The 17,267-nt window shown below is 55.8% G+C and carries 4 protein-coding genes; 2 read left to right on the top strand and 2 right to left on the bottom strand.

Annotated features, from left to right (window positions below; genetic code table 11):
• Positions 1-176: 176 nt before the first annotated feature.
• Positions 177-1,121 carry a hypothetical protein gene (locus ACO6TI_RS19665; RefSeq protein ID WP_422383148.1) on the top strand — a complete coding sequence of 315 codons (945 nt, stop codon included), beginning with the start codon at positions 177-179 and terminating at the stop codon, positions 1,119-1,121.
• 332 nt (positions 1,122-1,453) lie between these two features.
• Here ACO6TI_RS19665 and ACO6TI_RS19660 read toward each other — a convergent pair whose 3' ends face one another.
• Positions 1,454-1,870: a VOC family protein gene (locus ACO6TI_RS19660; protein WP_055121219.1), complete on the bottom strand. Its 417-nt coding sequence runs from the start codon at positions 1,868-1,870 to the stop codon at positions 1,454-1,456.
• Positions 1,871-2,117: 247 nt separating this feature from the next.
• On the opposite strand from ACO6TI_RS19660, the gene ACO6TI_RS19655 reads away from it, so the two are divergent.
• On the top strand, positions 2,118-2,591 hold the full coding sequence (locus tag ACO6TI_RS19655; RefSeq protein WP_422383147.1) for a GNAT family N-acetyltransferase: 474 nt from the start codon (positions 2,118-2,120) through the stop codon (positions 2,589-2,591).
• A gap of 177 nt (positions 2,592-2,768) precedes the next feature.
• Here the strand turns inward: ACO6TI_RS19655 and ACO6TI_RS19650 are convergent, their stop codons facing one another.
• Positions 2,769-16,523 (bottom strand): DUF4214 domain-containing protein, encoded by a 13,755-nt coding sequence (locus ACO6TI_RS19650; protein WP_422383146.1) that lies wholly within the window; start codon positions 16,521-16,523, stop codon positions 2,769-2,771.
• Positions 16,524-17,267: the final 744 nt, after the last annotated feature.

The raw sequence follows: 17,267 nt of genomic DNA, 5'->3' as shown, positions 1-17,267 counted from the left end.
CTGGTGACACCAGCTAATTCCAACGCCGAATGGATCCGTGATGCAATGCTGTCGCGTTGGCTCCACAGGATACCGCGAGGTGTCGCTTTTGAAAGTGGAGAGGCTATCCCTGCACAATCTCTGCATTTTGCTTTGTGAGTGTGTAGAAAAGTCAAAACCCAGGGAGAAACGATACTATGAGATACGCCCTAGCAGGCCTCCTGTTTGCGACCGCCCCATTCGGGGCGGAGGCTCAAGAGGCCACTTTCACAACCGGACTTGCCACGGAAATCAACCCTGGCCTGTTTGACTGCGGTCCGGGAACGCGCGCGAGTGCGGTTGGAGAAATAAAATCCGACGATGGTACGGTCTGGACGGTTCCTGCCGCGACGAATTACGGAACGGCACTGTTTGCCGCCGACCTCTTCAATGAATGCGGGGGCGACCGATTGGACTCCCTGGCAGAGCTTGATCTGGACAGTGTGCCTATCTTGGACGCGGGTGGCAGCGAGCAATTCACTGCATATGTTTTCGCCGACAATTACTTTGAACTATATGTAAATGGCACACTGATCGCGGTCGACCCTGTCCCGTTTACGAAGTTCAACTCGAATGTTGTCCGCTTCACAGCGGAGCGTCCGGTGACACTGGCCATCATGATGGTGGATTGGGAAGAGAACCTTGGCCTTGGCTCTGAAGACAACCGTGGCAAGGCTTTCCACCCTGGAGATGGCGGCCTGGTTGCGCATATTCAGGATGCGAATGGCGCGACTGTCGCAATAACGGATGACAGTTGGCGTGCGCAGACTTTCTACACGTCCCCTCTGAACGATCGAAGTTGCCTTCTTGTTGACGGCCATTCCCGCGACAGTTCGGCTTGTAGTCAAGAGGGCGTCGATGATGCGACAGGGTATTCAGCGGCACATTGGGCAGTTCCATCGGACTGGATGATGCCATCTTTCGATGACAGCATCTGGCCGGCCGCCGTAACGTTTAGCAACGAGACGGTCGGCGTAAAAAACAAAAAGGCCTTTACCAACTTCGAAGACATATTTGACACGCCTGGCGCGAACGCGGACTTTATCTGGTCCTCCAACCTTGTCCTCGACAATCTAGTTTTGTTGCGCAAAACATTTGATTAAGCCCTTCCATGTCACCTCAACCTTGGGTGGAGAAGGAATACTCTGTCCAGGAGCACAGTTCCGTACTGCTCCTGGACAGAGTCCGCACGGTAATCTTGGCACAGCCAGCTGACTTTCACGACGACGGCGCGAATGGCGGCTTTGTCCACACATCATCACTTTGTGCTGAAAACTACGAATGACAGCGCTCGGAAATGGGCGGTTACGCCGAGGACGGCCGACGTGAGGGTGCATAGGTGTCGTCCGGATCATGTGCGGTGAAGATCTGCCATGAGGCGGTATCCCGGATTTTCGCGATGCGGCTCATGGGTCTGGCAACCCGAGAAACCGCGTTATCCGTCTCGTCCGGGTTCGTTCGGATCGCTGGAGAAAAGTGCGATCTTGTTGCCTTGAGGGTCGCGAAGGTAGCCAACAAAGAAGTTAGGTCCGTACGAGACCCGGAAGCCCGGTTGGCCCTCGTCGGAACCGCCGGCAAGAAGCGCTGCAGCGTGAAGATCCCGAACCTGCTGTTGATTGCGCGCCTCGAATGCGACCATGGAACCGTTTCCGGCCGAGGCAGGACGACCATCAAAGGTTGGTTTGACGTAGAAGTCAGGCAGAACGGGAGACTGACCTGGTTCGACGGGCAACACGCAACTCAGGCCCTCTGGCCCCTCCTCCAGCTCGTAACCAAGGGCCGGCAGGATCGCGGAATAAAACCGTTTCGCCCGGGCGATGTCATCCGCACCAACTGTGACATAGGCAATCATGCTCCGAGTTTCTTTCAGGAAGACAGGTTATTCAAACGAAATCATTGCATTGTCGAGAGCCGACCCCGAATTAAACACAGCAACAACCCGTTGCTGATCCCAAACGCCGACATAGATGCCGTGACAGCGATATCGGGAGCCTTTATGCGAGCCTCAAGTGGATTGAAAACGCATAAAATAGCGTTCCTGTCCTGTCTGGAACGGAATCATCAGGATAGACACCTCAAGAGTGCGAGTGGATGCCAACTTGAAACATAATATCGCTTTTGCCCGATTGTCGGAAATTGAGCCAGCCGAGATTGCGGCTCACATGTCTGACCCCAGGGTCGCGGAACACATGCCGCTTTTGACATTTGCATGGGACGACGCGGCTGTGAGCAAGTTCGTTGCCCAAAAGGAAGAATGCTGGAACCGTGATGGGCTCGGTCACTGGGCGATCTTGTCCGATGGCCGGTATGTCGGGTGGGGTGGTTTTCAAAAAGAAGGCGACGAGTGGGACTTCGGACTGGTTTTGCGACCCGATGCCTTTGGTCTTGGAACACGCATTTCGAGAAAGGCGCTGGAATATGCGATTGCCGACGAGCGCATCCCCTTTGTAACATTTCTCTTGCCACCATCTCGAAAGAACCTGGGTGCACTCAAAAGGATTGGAGCGAAATTTCTCGGGGAGATCGAATACGATGGCGCCAGGTTCCTCAAGTTTCAACTTGAGACTGCATGAAAGCTTCGTCCGCACTGCTGAAACGGGTGGTCAAAGACCAATTTTTCTGCTCTCGAGAACGAAAACTTTCGCTCGCGGAGACCCTTTAACGACGTAAACAAGATATCCAAACCATAGTGATCAATCGAAAGCTTTCGTCCGAATGATCACCATGGGCAACATCATTTCAAGCGCGTCTTAAACGAAGACAAAGTCATCACTTTGCAGGCTGGAAAGCAGCACGCTTTTCAGGACTACATGACTGTCAGCATCGAGCACAATCGTTGTATCGGCACCGTCGTCCGACGCGGCAGTAAGGACTGCATTCCAGTCCGCAAAGACAGAGCTTTCAAACTGCAACACGTCAGTTGATGCGCCGCTTGTATCGAAATCGGTAACAACGGCATTTGTTTCGCCAACGCTTGTGAAGACGAACGTGTCCGAACCCGTGCCACCAGAGAGAATGTCGCTCCCCCCCGCTCCATTCAGGTTGTCGTGTCCTGCACCACCGGCCAGGATTTCGGCACCGGTGCTGCCTGAAAGCGTATCGTTTCCAGCCGTTCCGTTGACGAAATTGAAAGTCTGATCGTCTTGTTGACCGTTCAATTGGTTCGCTTCACCGAACCCGCCTTGGCCATCACCAAGACGTGTCCAGATAGAGCCGTCATCGGCGGTCAGGATAGCATCAACAACACCGTCGCCGTTCAGGTCCTCAAAGGTCGTCGTTATTGGGCCATCAGGTTCAACCAAAGCAACATCTGAATCGTAGGTCCAGTTTACATGCGTAACAGTGCCGTCAATTGACTCCAGATGGGTTTCACCCAATCGGCTTCCATGATTGTAGAAGCTCGCGTCTGCATGGAGGGCTTCGGATGTGTTCGATACAACAGTACTTGTATAGAACACGACGTCGTTCTTGAGATATCGGACTGTGCCGTCCACTTGGCGCTCGATTGTCAACAAATCGCCGACCAAATAACTTCCAAATGAACCTCTGTTTATTCCGTTCTCAAAAACATAAATCGTACCGTGAGATTGATCGATCGCGTAATCAATCGACGTGTATCCACTATCGCCAGCATCTGAAGAAAGACCCAAGAAAGTGTATTTGTTGGTCTGTTCAACCACTGTCGTCAGTTTTCCCGCACCCGAAAGACCTTCCTTGGAGTAAGCCCCCCGGTCCCAGTTCGCAGTGCTGCCTCCAATTTTCTCAATAGAATTCGTAGCAAAGTCACGTCCCTGAGCCCTGGCCTCCCCAAACCCGCCCTGACCATCGCCCAGACGTGTCCAGATCGATCCGTCCGCGGAAGTCAGAACAGCATCGACAATACCGTCACCGTTCAGATTCTGATATACCGTTGAAACCGTTCCAACTGGCCCTGCAATCACAAGACCTGGATCAGTGACCCATGTCACCAGATCTCTAGCGGCACCGCCCGACTGAATGAAGGTATCGCCAAGTCTGCTGCTATGGTGAAAGAAGCTCGCATCCGCACGAAGCGACTCGCTCAGCACGGAAACCACCGCACTGGTATAGAATACTGCCCCATTGTGCAGATACTGAACTTTGCCGTCTTCAAGACGTTCAATGCTAATCTCGTCTCCAACAGAGAAAGTGTTAAATATTCCCTTTGAGACACCGTTTTCAACTACCTGAAGACGGCTGTCCGTCCTGAAAGAGATCGCATAGTCGATTACATTAAAGTCGCTGTTTGCAGCATCGACGGAGACACCAAAGCCTGTTTGCAGACCGCGCTGTGCAACCATGGTCGTAAACACGCCTGCACCGGTCAGTTTCTCTTCAGAATAGGCACCCCGGTCCCAGAGCCCCGCGCTCCCGCCTGTCTTTTCGATCGCATTCGTCGCAAAGTCGCGTCCCTGAACCTTGGCCTCACCGAACCCGCCGTGGCCATCACCAAGACGTGTCCAGATAGACCCGTCCGTCGACGTTAGGACCGCATCAACAACACCGTCGCCGTTCAAGTCCTCAAAGGTCGTCGTTATTGGGCCATCAGGTTCAACCAAAGCAACATCTGAATCGTAGGTCCAGTTTACATGCGTAACAGTGCCGTCAATTGACTCCAGATGGGTTTCACCCAATCGGCTTCCATGATTGTAGAAGCTCGCGTCTGCATGGAGGGCTTCGGATGTGTTCGATACAACAGTACTTGTATAGAACACGACGTCGTTCTTGAGATATCGGACTGTGCCGTCCACTTGGCGCTCGATTGTCAACAAATCGCCGACCAAATAACTTCCAAATGAACCTCTGTTTATTCCGTTCTCAAAAACATAAATCGTACCGTGAGATTGATCGATCGCGTAATCAATCGACGTGTATCCACTATCGCCAGCATCTGAAGAAAGACCCAAGAAAGTGTATTTGTTGGTCTGTTCAACCACTGTCGTCAGTTTTCCCGCACCCGAAAGACCTTCCTTGGAGTAAGCCCCCCGGTCCCAGTTCGCAGTGCTGCCTCCAATTTTCTCAATAGAATTCGTAGCAAAGTCACGTCCCTGAGCCCTGGCCTCCCCAAACCCGCCCTGACCATCGCCCAGACGTGTCCAGATCGAACCGTCGTCGGAGGTTAAAACAGCATCAACGATATTGTCACCGTTCGAGTCCTGGAAAGAGGTATCAACCTCAATGTCAGGAAAGATCTCGACAATATTGGCCTGGTTATGACTCCATGTCACCAACTTGGCTGGGCCGTTGCCTTCTTTGAGACTCGTGTCTGCCAAGCGCGCACCATGATGATAAAAGCTCGCATCAGCGCGCAGAGCCACGGACGGATCCGAACTCCCGAGACTCGTGTAGAACACAACACCGTTCTTCAGATACTGTACTGTGCCGTCCGCAAGTCGCTCAATCGACAGCTCATCACCAATTGCATAGGATCCGAAAACACCCTTACTGACACCGGTTTCAAAGACCCCAAGAAGATTATCGGAGCGAGCATTGATCCCGAACTTAATTGATTGGAGGCCTTGATCGAAGGGCTGAGTTGACAACCCGACCATAAAGCCCTTGTGGGTCTGGGCTACGACCGTCGATAGGGCACCGGCTCCGGAAAAACTCTCCGCAGAATAGGCACCATAATCCCAACCAGCCGTACTGCCACCGACCTTCTCGATCGAATTGGTCCCCACATCACGCCCTTGGGAAACAGTCTTTTCAAACCCGCCTGAACCATCACCAAGACGCGTCCAAATAGACCCATCATCGGAGGTCAAAACAGCATCGACGATGTTGTCACCGTTCAGATCCTCGTAGGTGACGGAAACCGGATCAGTCGTGAAAATCGCCTCAATGCCCGGGTCAACAACCCAACTCACCGGCGTCAGCGGTCCGCCTTCGGATCGAAGAAACGTCTCACCTGTGCGGCCACCAAGATTGTAGAAACTGGCATCCACATAGAGCGTGGACGACATGTCCGAAGACACGGTGCTGGTATAGAAAACCGAACCGTTCTTCAGATATTGAACCGTCCCGTCGGAAAGCCGTTCAACTGAAAGCTGGTCACCCGCTGCGTACTTACCAAAGTAACCCTTCAGAACTCCAAGTTCATAAACGCCAAGATCGGCATTCTCACGCATAAAAATTCCATACTCGATGGAAGTGAAATGGCTTGAACCTGCCACATCGGCAGACAAACCAATAACTATCGCCTTGTTCGTCTGGTTGGCTGTCGTTGTCAGTGTACCTGCACCTGCCAGACCTTCCTGCGAATACGCCCCCCGGTCCCAGGTCGTCGCACCGCCTCCAGATTTCTGGATGACATTCGTCGCAAGATCACGACCCTGTGCCTTAGCCTCGCTGAAGCCACCGACACCATCTCCCAAACGTGTCCAGATCGATCCGTCATCGGACGACAAAACAGCATCAACATTACCGTCACCGTTCAGGTCCTTGAAGCTCGTTGAAATCGCGCTGTCGGCACCAGTTTGCGAAACTCCAGAGCCTCGTTGCCATGTCACCAACTCAGCCGCTGCCGACCCGGATTGGATGTACGTGTCACCCACGCTACTGCCATGGTGCTGGAGCCCCACATCACCATGAAGTTCTGTCGCCACGTCGGACAGTACCAGACTGGTGTAGAAAACGACGCCGTTCTTCAGATATTGAACTGTGCCGTCCGCGAGCCTTTCAATCTGAAGCTCATCACCAACATGGTATGTTCCATAGATCCCTTTGCTGACACCATTCTCCAAAACCTGCAGCTGACCATCGTTACGCTGATAGAGGGCATAATCGATCGAATCGTGCCTTGTGTCGGTATCATGAACCGACAGTCCAATCGCCTTGTTCAGGTCATCTCGTGAGACAATGGTCGTCAATGCGCCCGCGCCGACAAATCCTTCCTTCGAAAACGCGCCTTCATCAAAGGAGCCGTGAACCCCGCCCGTCTTGACGAGCCCATTTCCGGCAAGATCACGTCCCTGCGCCCTCGCTTCTCCGAAGCCACCCTTGCCATCGCCAATTCGTGTCCAGATAGACCCATCCTCGGAAGTCATGACTGCATCGGTCACATCGTCGCCATTCAGATCGAGATAATTGATTGCGACGGTATCATCTTGAACAAGTTCAGACACACCCGAACCCGGCTGCCACTTCACCAATTCGGCAGGTGCCGACCCGGACTGAATGAATGTGTTGCCTAGACTACTGCCGTGGTGAAAGAAGCTCGAGTCGGCAAAAAGTTCGGTGGTCGTATCCGACAGGACGGAGCTGGTATAAAATACCTCACTATTCTTCAGGTACCGAACGGTGCCGTCGGCAAGCCGTTCGATTTGTAGCTCGTCTCCGACATTGTATGCTCCGAATACCCCTCGACTGACCCCATTTTCGTATACGCCCAAAAGGCCATCATGACGCTGGAACAAAGCATAATCGATGGTTGCAAAACTTGCCCCAGCAAAATCAGCAGACACCCCGACAATGGTGTTCAGATCCGTTCGATCAACGATCGTCGTGAACATGCCGACACCAACAAGTCCCTCGTACGAATTGGCCCCCTGATCCCAGCTGCCATGAACGCCACCGGTTTTCACAATGCTGTTTTCAGTCAGGTGATTTCCAGTTACCTCGGCAGGCTCAAAACCTCCCTGGCCATCGCCAAGACGTGTCCAGATCGATCCGTCATTGGATGTCAGGATTGCATCAACAACACCATCGCCGTTCAGGTCCTCGCAGGTATGGATAACAGCACCGGCCTTTCCGGCAACCGAAAGGTCAGCATTGCCAATCCAGGTGACAAGATCCTTCGAGCCGCTCCCAGACTGCAGGTACGTGTCACCCAACCGGCTGCCGTGGTGGTAAAAACTCGCATCTGCATAGAGCGTCGTGGAGATGTCGGACAAAATGGCGCTGGTATAGAAAACTTCCCCATTGCGAAGATACTGGACCGTGCCATCCGCGAGACGTTCGATACTGAGCTCATCGCCAATATGATAGTTGCCGAAGTTTCCTTTGCTCACCCCAGCTTCATAGACCCAGAACACTCCTTGCCATGTCTGGACGATCCCATAGTCGACGGACGTATAATTAGTGTCTCCTGGATCCATAGAGAGGCCCAAAATCACATTCTTGTTGGTTGCATCGACCGTCGTATCCAACTTCCCAGCACCGACAAACCCCTCTTCAGAATGAGTTCCACGGTCATATTGTGTCGTATGGCCTCCAACCTTCTCAATCGCATTCGTCGCAAGGTCACGAACCGAATGAGGCTCGGAAATTAGCGCCTCCGTCGTTGTGAACCTGAACTGTTCGACCGGCACGCTCGAGCCGGTGAACCGGACCCATTTGCTGCTTGCCGCCTCGCCCCAGGAGATCTGGCTTGCTATGCCTTTCACCGGATCATTGATGGTTTCGATGACCAGTTGATCAGGAGTGATGTCGATAAATTGCAGGGTATCGTTGCCGCCGAGCGCCGTATCTGCGTCTTCGATGATCCAGAGATGGGAGGTATCGGGTCCGATCACATAGATATCGTTCCCGGCACCGCCATCCGCTGTCTGTTCCTCGCCTTCAACGCCTGCACCTGCGTCCAGGCTGTCGTTGCCGTCACCACCGATGAGCGTATCGCTGCCACCGCTGCCCGTCAGAGTATCATTTCCGGCACCACCATCAAGATAATAGTCGACGGTGTCGAGATCCCCTGTGACACGGTCGTTCAAGTCAGCGCCCTTGAAAATCTCAAAACCAAGTCCGGACATGTTGTCCGTAACAAAACCGGACCCTGTTTCAACGACAAGCGTATCGGTGCCGTCACCGCCGACATCACGCGCAACTCCGTTCAACCAGAAACGATCACCGGTCTTGTAGTGGACTTCATCATCACCACCTCCGGCATACAGAAAGTCCCGGCCGCCCGATCCAAGCAGAATTTCAGACGCGTCAGTCCCGTTGATGACAGCCCCGCCGCTTGCCTTCGAGAGTTTGATATCGTCGAAACAGACGGCTGCACCACCTCCGCTGCTGCCAAACTGGACAACAATCTGGATTGCCTGGCCGATCAGTTGCGGATAATCGTCCGCATTGAAGGAAACCCCGACCCGCGTCGATGTATTGCGCGCTCCCGGTTGGAAGATCTCGTCGGCAACAACCACGCCGCCCACCTGTATTTTCAAACGCAGCGGCGCGGGGCCATCGTCTATGCGCACGACATGATCAGCAGAAAACGTATAGGTCGCCCCTGCTTCAACGCTGTGCGGCGTGTCCTGACGGATATACCGGTTGCTGTGATTGACGAAGCCTATGTTCTCGCCGTCCGGAACGTCCGTCAATGACCCGGCGCTTGGATCGAACACACCATTGTTGCTCGATGAATTGTACCAGCCGTAGAAGTTGTTGTAGAACGCCTGGCCGTCGCTAAGATTGAGTGCTTCAAAGCTGCCGTTAACAACTGTCAGATACTCCAGATACCGCTGTGCACCTGTGATTTCGAGCCTGCCGTCTTCGCCCATGGAGAACGAACTGACGGTGCTCCCGTCTGCAAATTCATACTTTTCAATCTGACTTCCGCTATCGTTCAGCCACACCTCACCTGTCGCGCTGCCGTCATCCCAGGAAAGCACCAGAGCATCCGGCTCTGTTTCTGATGTCACGCCAAGTGGATTGTTGGTATCTGTCGAATAATCGTATGTTGAAAGACTGATGTCCTTGAAGCTGAGATCTTCAAATGAAACGGTGTCGAAGCCGTCGCCGTCATGTTCAGCAACGCTGACGCGCTCATGATCCCGCCCAATCAGGTACTGGTCATTGCCGAGAGCACCAGCAAGCAACTGCCAGCCAGACGCTGCATCTCCCGCACCGGCATCAAGAACATCGTGCCCGAGGCCGCCGCGCAGGTCGTCATTGCCTGCACCTCCGAGCAAGGTGTCGTTGCCGCCTTGCCCGTCAAGAACATCATTGCCCGCGCCGCCATTGATCAGGTCGTGACCAGTACCGCCGTTCAGAGTGTCATCACCGTCAAGACCGGCGAGCCACTCGTTGGCGCTGCCGCCGGTCAGGGTTCCCGCGCCTGACGCATCCCCGTTGAACGCCGTCAGATGGCCAATCCAGTGGCTGTCGCCATCGTCAAAAGCGATCCGCTCAATCCGTTTCGTGGAGGTCGTCCAACCTTCGATCGTGATCGATCCTGTCAGATGCGCCAGACCGGCCGCAGCGGCTGCGGCAGCTTCAGCCGTTCCTTCAGTATGGAAACTGATGATTAGATTCGCGCCCGACAGCGCAAACGAGAGGTCACTGATGCCGATTCCCCTGCCGAACACCAGTGTGTCGCCATTTGGACCGTTGCCGGTGTCGGCGATCACATCGTCGCCGTCTCCGCGTTCGTAGCTGTAGGTATCGTCACCAGTTCCGCCTTCCAGACGGTCGTCACCGGTGCCGCCGGCAAGGCTGTCGTCTCCGGTGTTGCCTTTGAGCGTATCGTTGCCGCCACCACCGATGAGCGCCGTTGCATCGACACCCCCGTTCAGCGTGTCATCGCCATCCCGGCCGTAAATCGCGTCATAGCCGGTGCCGTTCAGCGTTTCACCGGTAGCGGTGCCGATCAGGACTTTCGCATCGTTGGTTTCGATCTCGACAGGACCACCGTCGAAAGAGACCTCAAGCGGGTCCTCCTTTTCCAGGTCCATCAGGAAGACGTCGTGGTTGTTGGTTTCGGTGTGGCCGTTGCCGACCACAAGATGCTCGGCGGATTCGGCCAGCTCCGCAGCAATTTCCGCACGCGTTGCCGTAGCCCCGGAAAGCGCACCCAAATGATCCTCAAGTTCATCGAGGAACGGTTCGCGCCCGAGCGTGTTGTGATAGAGCCGCGCGACAAAGCCCGTGTCACTCAGGGACCCGTAGCGGGTCTGGTATTCGACAGAAGACAGAAGCGCCTCGGAGAGCGCGACACGGTCCAGTTGGCCGTTTGATCCATACCGCACAAGAACCTCGACCTCGGAAAGGTCCATGTCCCGGTCGAGAACCGCATCGTAGATCCGGGCTGCTTCCACCAGCAGGCGTGCCTTGGCATCCGCATCGAAGGTCTGGGTGAAGACCGTGGCCGCGCCGCCGCCCATGGTCTCGCGCATTTCCCAGGTTTCAAGACCGAGACCATCAACGCTGTGGGTGACCAGAACGTGCGGCCTGCCCGACGTGTCTGTGACGCCGTTGTCCCAGCTGTAAGACCCGTTTTCCGTCGGTGAGCGGCTGATCGTCTGCGTGATGCCGTCTCTCAGGACCGTCGTCTTCAGACCGTCAGACGAGGTCGTGGTGACAGCGCTTCTGGTGGCCGCATCGTCGTCACCGATCGCCGTCTCTGTGACCGTGACGCTGCCATCCGCGCCCGTTACCGACAAGAAGGTCTTGTCGGTGATCGTATCGCCATCGAAGTCGTATTCCCTGGAGACTGTCCTGCCATCGGTGCTGACGGTCTCCTCAAAGCTGGAGCGCATCACCCCGGTGTCGAACCAGTCGGTGCTCGCCGTCGTCGTCGAGCCATCTGCGTTCAGCGTCGTGACTGTCTGTTCGGTGTTGTCCGCCTCGCCATCGCCGTCGGAATCAACCACCGTTTCAGAGGTCAGGCCGTTGGCGGATGTCGTCGTCGTGCTGGAAAACTCCAGCTGCCCGGCTGCGTTCCGTTCCTCGAACGTGCCGATCTCGTTGCCGGCCCCATCATGGGACATGGTGGTGATACGGGTTGTGTCCGCCGTCCCGTCACCGTCGATGTCAAAGGCGTAGCTCTGAGTGGCCCCATTGGCCGACGTCGTCTTGGTGATGACGGCCTCGGTCGACCCGTCCGCCGCCTTGTCGGTGTATGTGACCGTTTCATTCCGGCTGAAATCGACGGCAGTCACCATTTCCAGGTCGTTTGCACCATCGCCATCGCGGTCGACGCTGGAAGTCACGGTCCGACCGTCAGCACTGACCGTGGTGGACGAACCGCGCAAGAGGGTCGTGCCGGTGCCGTAGAAGCTCTCCGTTTCCGTGCTGCCGCCGGATGCACCCAGCTGAAGGGAGTTAACACGGTCGGCATTGCCGTCGCCGTCAAAGTCGGTCGATTGCGTGACCTGGAGGCCATTGCCGCTGGTGGTTCGGGTCTGCGTCGCCGTCAGCGCATTCGCACTGTCGCGCGTTTCCCGGTTTTCCTGGGTTTCACCGTTTGCCGCAAAAGTGGTGGTGGAAGACGTAACGGTTTCAAAGGTGTTGTCGCCGTCAAGATCCTGGGACAAGGTGGTGGCAAGGCCGTCGTCGGAGGTCACCAGTTGCTCTTTGGCAAGCAACGCGCCCAATCCGTCCCGGTGCTCGATGGTGCTGGTGCGGCTGCCGTCCGATCCGAGCACAGTGGTGGCGGCAAGGGTCCGGTCATCCGTGCCGTCGCCGTCAAGATCAAAGCTCTGCGTCCGGCTCAGACCGTTGCCGCTTTCCGTTGTCACCATCCGGGCCAGCAATGCACCATCACCTGCGAAGTAGGACGAGGTCGTGGTGGTGACACCATCGTCGCCGACACTGGTGACCATTTCCTCATCGTTCTGGCCATCGCCGTCACGATCAACATGCATTGACGTCGTGCGACCATCACCGCTGGCGCTTTCAACCGACTTTTCGATAAGCGCGCCGTTCTGCGCGGTCACGTCTGTCGTCGTCGTGACCGTGCCGTCCTGGGCAATCACCGTCTGACGCGACGTCGTGCGATCCACCTGACCGTCAGCGTCCATGTCGTCGGCAAGGCTGCTGGAAAGCCCGTCGTCACCCGTTGTCGCAACCGAGCGGGACCAGAGCGTGCCGTCGCTGCCCTTGAGTTCACTGGTTTCGGTAACCGATCCGTCGGCATTCAGAACGCGGGTCGTTACTGCCGCCGTCTCATAGGTTCCATCGCCATGCCGGTCGGCCTCGGTCGTCGTGACAAGGCCATCGGCGCTGGTGACCGACCTGGTCTGGCTCTGCAGGCTGCCGTCCGCGGCCAGGTTTGTCTCGTGCACCGTCGTGATGCCACTCGATGCGATCTTGCGGCTTGTCTTGATGTCGTAGTTACCATCGCCGTTCAGATCGATGTCGTTGAATTCGTTCCGGCCATCGTCGGAAATGGAATGACGTTCCCTGCTGCGCAATACACCGGTATCATCCTTGACATCGGTCCGTGTCGAGACCGTTCCACTTGAATATAGCGTGGTGCTTGTCGTTTCGAGCAGGTCATAAGCGCCATCGCCATCGGCGTCGGTCCGCGTGATCGAGTAACGCCCATGCGCCAACGTTGTCGAATTGCTTTCGCTCAGCAGACTGCCATCCGCCGACCGGTATTCGATCGTCGTCACCGTGTCGCCATCAGCCTCCAGAACGCGTGTTTCTGTGACAACACGCTCCTCGGTGCCGTCGCCGTCGCGGTCGGAGCCGCGCACGGTAACCAGACCGTCGTCGCTGATGGAGAGCGAGGATGCGATTCTCAGCGAGAGATCCGCATTCCGGCTTTCCTGCGTCGTCGCCTGGCTGCCATCGGCATTGAGCACTGTCGTGCTTTTAGCCGTCACATCGGCGGCAAGATCGCCGTCAAGATCCGTCGCCGTCTCGCTCACGAGACCATTGGCGCTGGTGCTGGTAACCGAACGCCCAAGCACCGTGCCGTCATTGGCCGTCACCGTCTCGGTAAGCGTCGTTGCACCATCGGTGCCTTCGCTCCTGACGGAGAGATTGTCGGTGTTGCCGTCACCGTCCCTGTCAAACGTGATCGTACGCACCCGCCGGTCGGCGCTGTCATGCACGACTGTCCGCGCCAGTAGCGTGGTCTCGTTACCGGCATAGTTTGACGAGGTACGGGTGGTGCCGCCGTCGGTCTCCAGAACCCGCGTATCGAATGATTTTTCCTCATAAGCGCCATCGCCGTCGACATCGGTCCGGACCGTCGTCGTCAGTCCATCCGCGCTGGTGACGGTCTCGCTCAAGGTCCGCAGGGAAGCATCCTGATTGCTGGTAGTCACCGTGCGTTTCGAGCTGCTGTCGCCGTTCAGAACCGTGACATCGGAGACGCTCAGATCCGTGTCGCCGTCAGCGTCCGCATCGGTTGCAATGGTCTTCGTCAGACCGTCGGAACTTGTCGTTGAAGTTGCGACGGCATTGACGGAACCATCCGCATTGCGAGCATATCTCGTCGCAATTCTCTCTTGGGTTGCAGCACTGACCGCAACAGAAGACACAAGGTCGGTAGACTCAAATATCCCGTTCTGGTTGAGGTCCGCCCAGGTTGTGGAGCTGACCTTGTCTGCGCCGAGCGTTTCCTTGGTTTTTGCCCGCACGGATCCATCGGTATTTGTCACCGTCACAGTCGTCTCGCGGCTGTCATCGGCGTTGACCACTGTTTCTTCGACGGTCTTGACGTCAATATCGCCGTCGCCGTCCTGATCCAGCTCCGTCGTCCTGGTCAGGGCATCGTCCGACTGCACAGTCGTCGAGCTACTGCGCACCGAACCGTCGCCGTTCTTGACGGTGAGCACGGAGGTCGAAACGCCATCCGGAGCAACGGTGATGGCCAGGTCTTCGCGGGTGTCGGTGTCGCCGTCGCCATCAAGATCGCGCAGGATTGTCTTGGTGCGTCCGTCCGCGCTGACATCTTCCTGAACGTGCGCGCGCAGGGATCCGTCCCGGTTGGCGGTTGCCACGGTTTCGGTGCGGCTGTCATCGGCATGAACAGTCACCGTGTGGGTTACCGTGGTGTCAGCCAGTCCGTCGCCATCCCGATCCGTACCGTCGGTGCGCACAAGACCGTCGATCGTAACGGTTTCGGAGCGGCTGGTGATCACCGAACCGTTCTGAGCCAGATCGCTGAGGACGATCGTCCGGCTGCCGTCGGCATGTTCGGTGCGGACCTCGCGCTGGTCGTACCAGCCGCCCCCCATAAGGTCGCGTTCGATGGTCTCGACCTTGCCGTCCGCGCTCGTGGTGGTGACGATGCGGATTTCCAGCACCGCTGTTGCCGTAACGCTGCCGTTGAGGTTGGTTTCGGTTTCCGTGCGGCTGCCATCCGGATTGACCACCGTTACGATGGTCTGGATCCGGTCGGTCACCCCGTCGCCATTGTCGTCATAGCGGTTGGTGATATTAAGCCCATCCGGGCTCACCACCGAGTGGATCTCGTAAGCCTTGCTGCCGTCCGCCGCATAGGCTGTCGAGGTCAGCACCCGGTTGCCGCTGCCGTCGGTGGTTTCGACCTGCTCGACCCGGTGTCCCTGGGCCTCGGAAGCCAGCAGCATGTCGCCGACCGTGCCGGTGGTGCCGTCGGAGCGCTTGAAGGTCGTTTGTCCGGTGATGACCGAGCCATCGGAAAGCTCGATATGGGTTGCATCAGCCGTCAGGTCGAGTTCCGTAATGCCAAGCTCGGCCAGAGTTTTCGATACGATCGACCCGTCCGCATTGGTCACCATCAGCTTGAATTTGGAAAAATCCGCATCGCTGGCATTCAGGACACCATCGCCATTGCTGTCGAACACGGATGCCAGGGCTTCAAGATCGTTCGTTGCCGTCGGGTCCCACTCGGTGAAGATGAACTGGCGTTTTTCCGTGATCTCGTTGCGCCCGTCCGGATCGAAATAGAGAACCCCGTCGCCCTCGCCCGCCCAGGCGGTGCGCCGCAGGAAGCCGTCACCCGCCGTATCCATGAAGATCGTCGAGCGGTCGAGGGCGGTCACCTCGATACCATCATCATCCAGATCAAAGATGATCGGCGGCTTGCCACCGCCGCCATTGCCGCCGGACTCGCCGTCGCTGTCATATTTACCTTCAGCCTCGGCCCGGTTATGCTCGCGTGCACTAACCTCACCATCATTGTCATAATCGCCAAGACCACCACTACCAATGCCCGTCTCCCGCGAACGCGTCGTGTCGACGGTCGAGCCCTCGGAGTTGCGGCCGGAATTCTGGTTTGAGCCAGGAGCGGCTGCTTTCTCTCCTTGTTTGTCTTTGTAAATATTATGCGCTTCTCGGCGTGAGAACGCCTTGGGATCAGAGACAGCTTCCGGAAGCAGACCTTTTGCCCTTTGCTCCGGGGTTTGTCGATGCAGCGTGTGTTCGCGCCAGGTCGCATAAGAAACATCTTTAAACGAAAAACCCGCTTTTCCCATTCCGAAGGCAAGCGAATCTGCATGGGCCTCCGGTGTGTCTCGGTACGATGCCGGCATCGACAACCGGTCATACAAAACGTCCTCACCATTGAGTGGTGCTCTTGTACCGTCACTCAACTCGACAGTTGCGTTTCCATCACGAGACTGCCAATTCGCATATTCAAATCCGGCATTGTCACTCCACGAATCATTGTGCACACGCACACCGCCTGCGACATAGGTATGGAAATCCTCAACCTCGAAATTGTAGGTTTTCCAACCCTTCTTGTAGACTGGCTTCAGCGCGAGATTGCCATTCTCCGGATAAACATACCCTTCCGCCTGCTCAAACATGTCGGCGGTTGCTGCAGAATACACAATGCGCTCAGAAGTAACTTCTGCTTCGGAGCCGTTAGCAAGAACAACCGTGCCATGCCCCCCCGAAACAAGGCTCTCAATTTCATGGAACCCACCTTGGGCTGCCAGAAAATGGTGGCCTGGTGTTGTAACAAGTTCCTTTGCCTCGCCATCCTCAACCCAAGTGAGCCGAAGCCACTCATCTGTAATATTCGTGAAAGTGCGAAGGACTCTTTTAGGCACGAGGGTTGCATAGCCTTCGTCAATATTTGCATCAAAAGAAAGGACAAGATCGCCTGTTTCTATGAATTCAATACTCGAGGACTTTTCCGACGATAGCGGAATAGGCGTTCCCTGGGCGAAGCACTTAGCTACACCTTTGGTGAAGGCTTCGGTGTAAATTGCCTCCGTTAAGGCCTTATCCACACCCAACAGTGTTCTAAAAATAACATCGAACAGATTGTTATCTGCATAAACACCTACTTTTGTATTCTTCGAAACGGGTACTGTCGCCGTTACCCCAATCGTCCCCTCGGAGTTTATCGATGCACCCAGGGGGCCTTGTGCGGCATTCAATTCATGCACTTTGCCATCTGTCGCAAAGCCAAACTCACCTCTTTTCGTATCGAGGGAGATTTGATACTTGCTTCCGCGGGTCGATTCGCCGGTTATAAAAGAGGTTTTTACTTCACGTATATATCCTGCATTCAAGAATGAATAACTAAATCCATTACTTGTTTCTCTAATCATTCCAGCATCAAATAC

The organism is Roseibium album, assembly GCF_965233825.1.
Lineage (GTDB): Bacteria > Pseudomonadota > Alphaproteobacteria > Rhizobiales > Stappiaceae > Roseibium > Roseibium album.
This window is presented reverse-complemented; position numbering and strand designations above follow the sequence as displayed.

Excerpts from the sequence above, each read along its gene's own strand:
- ACO6TI_RS19660 (WP_055121219.1), bottom strand. The coding sequence starts at position 1,870 with ATGATTGCCTATGTCACAGTTGGTGCGGATGACATCGCCCGGGCGAAA.
- ACO6TI_RS19665 (WP_422383148.1), top strand. The coding sequence starts at position 177 with ATGAGATACGCCCTAGCAGGCCTCCTGTTTGCGACCGCCCCATTCGGG.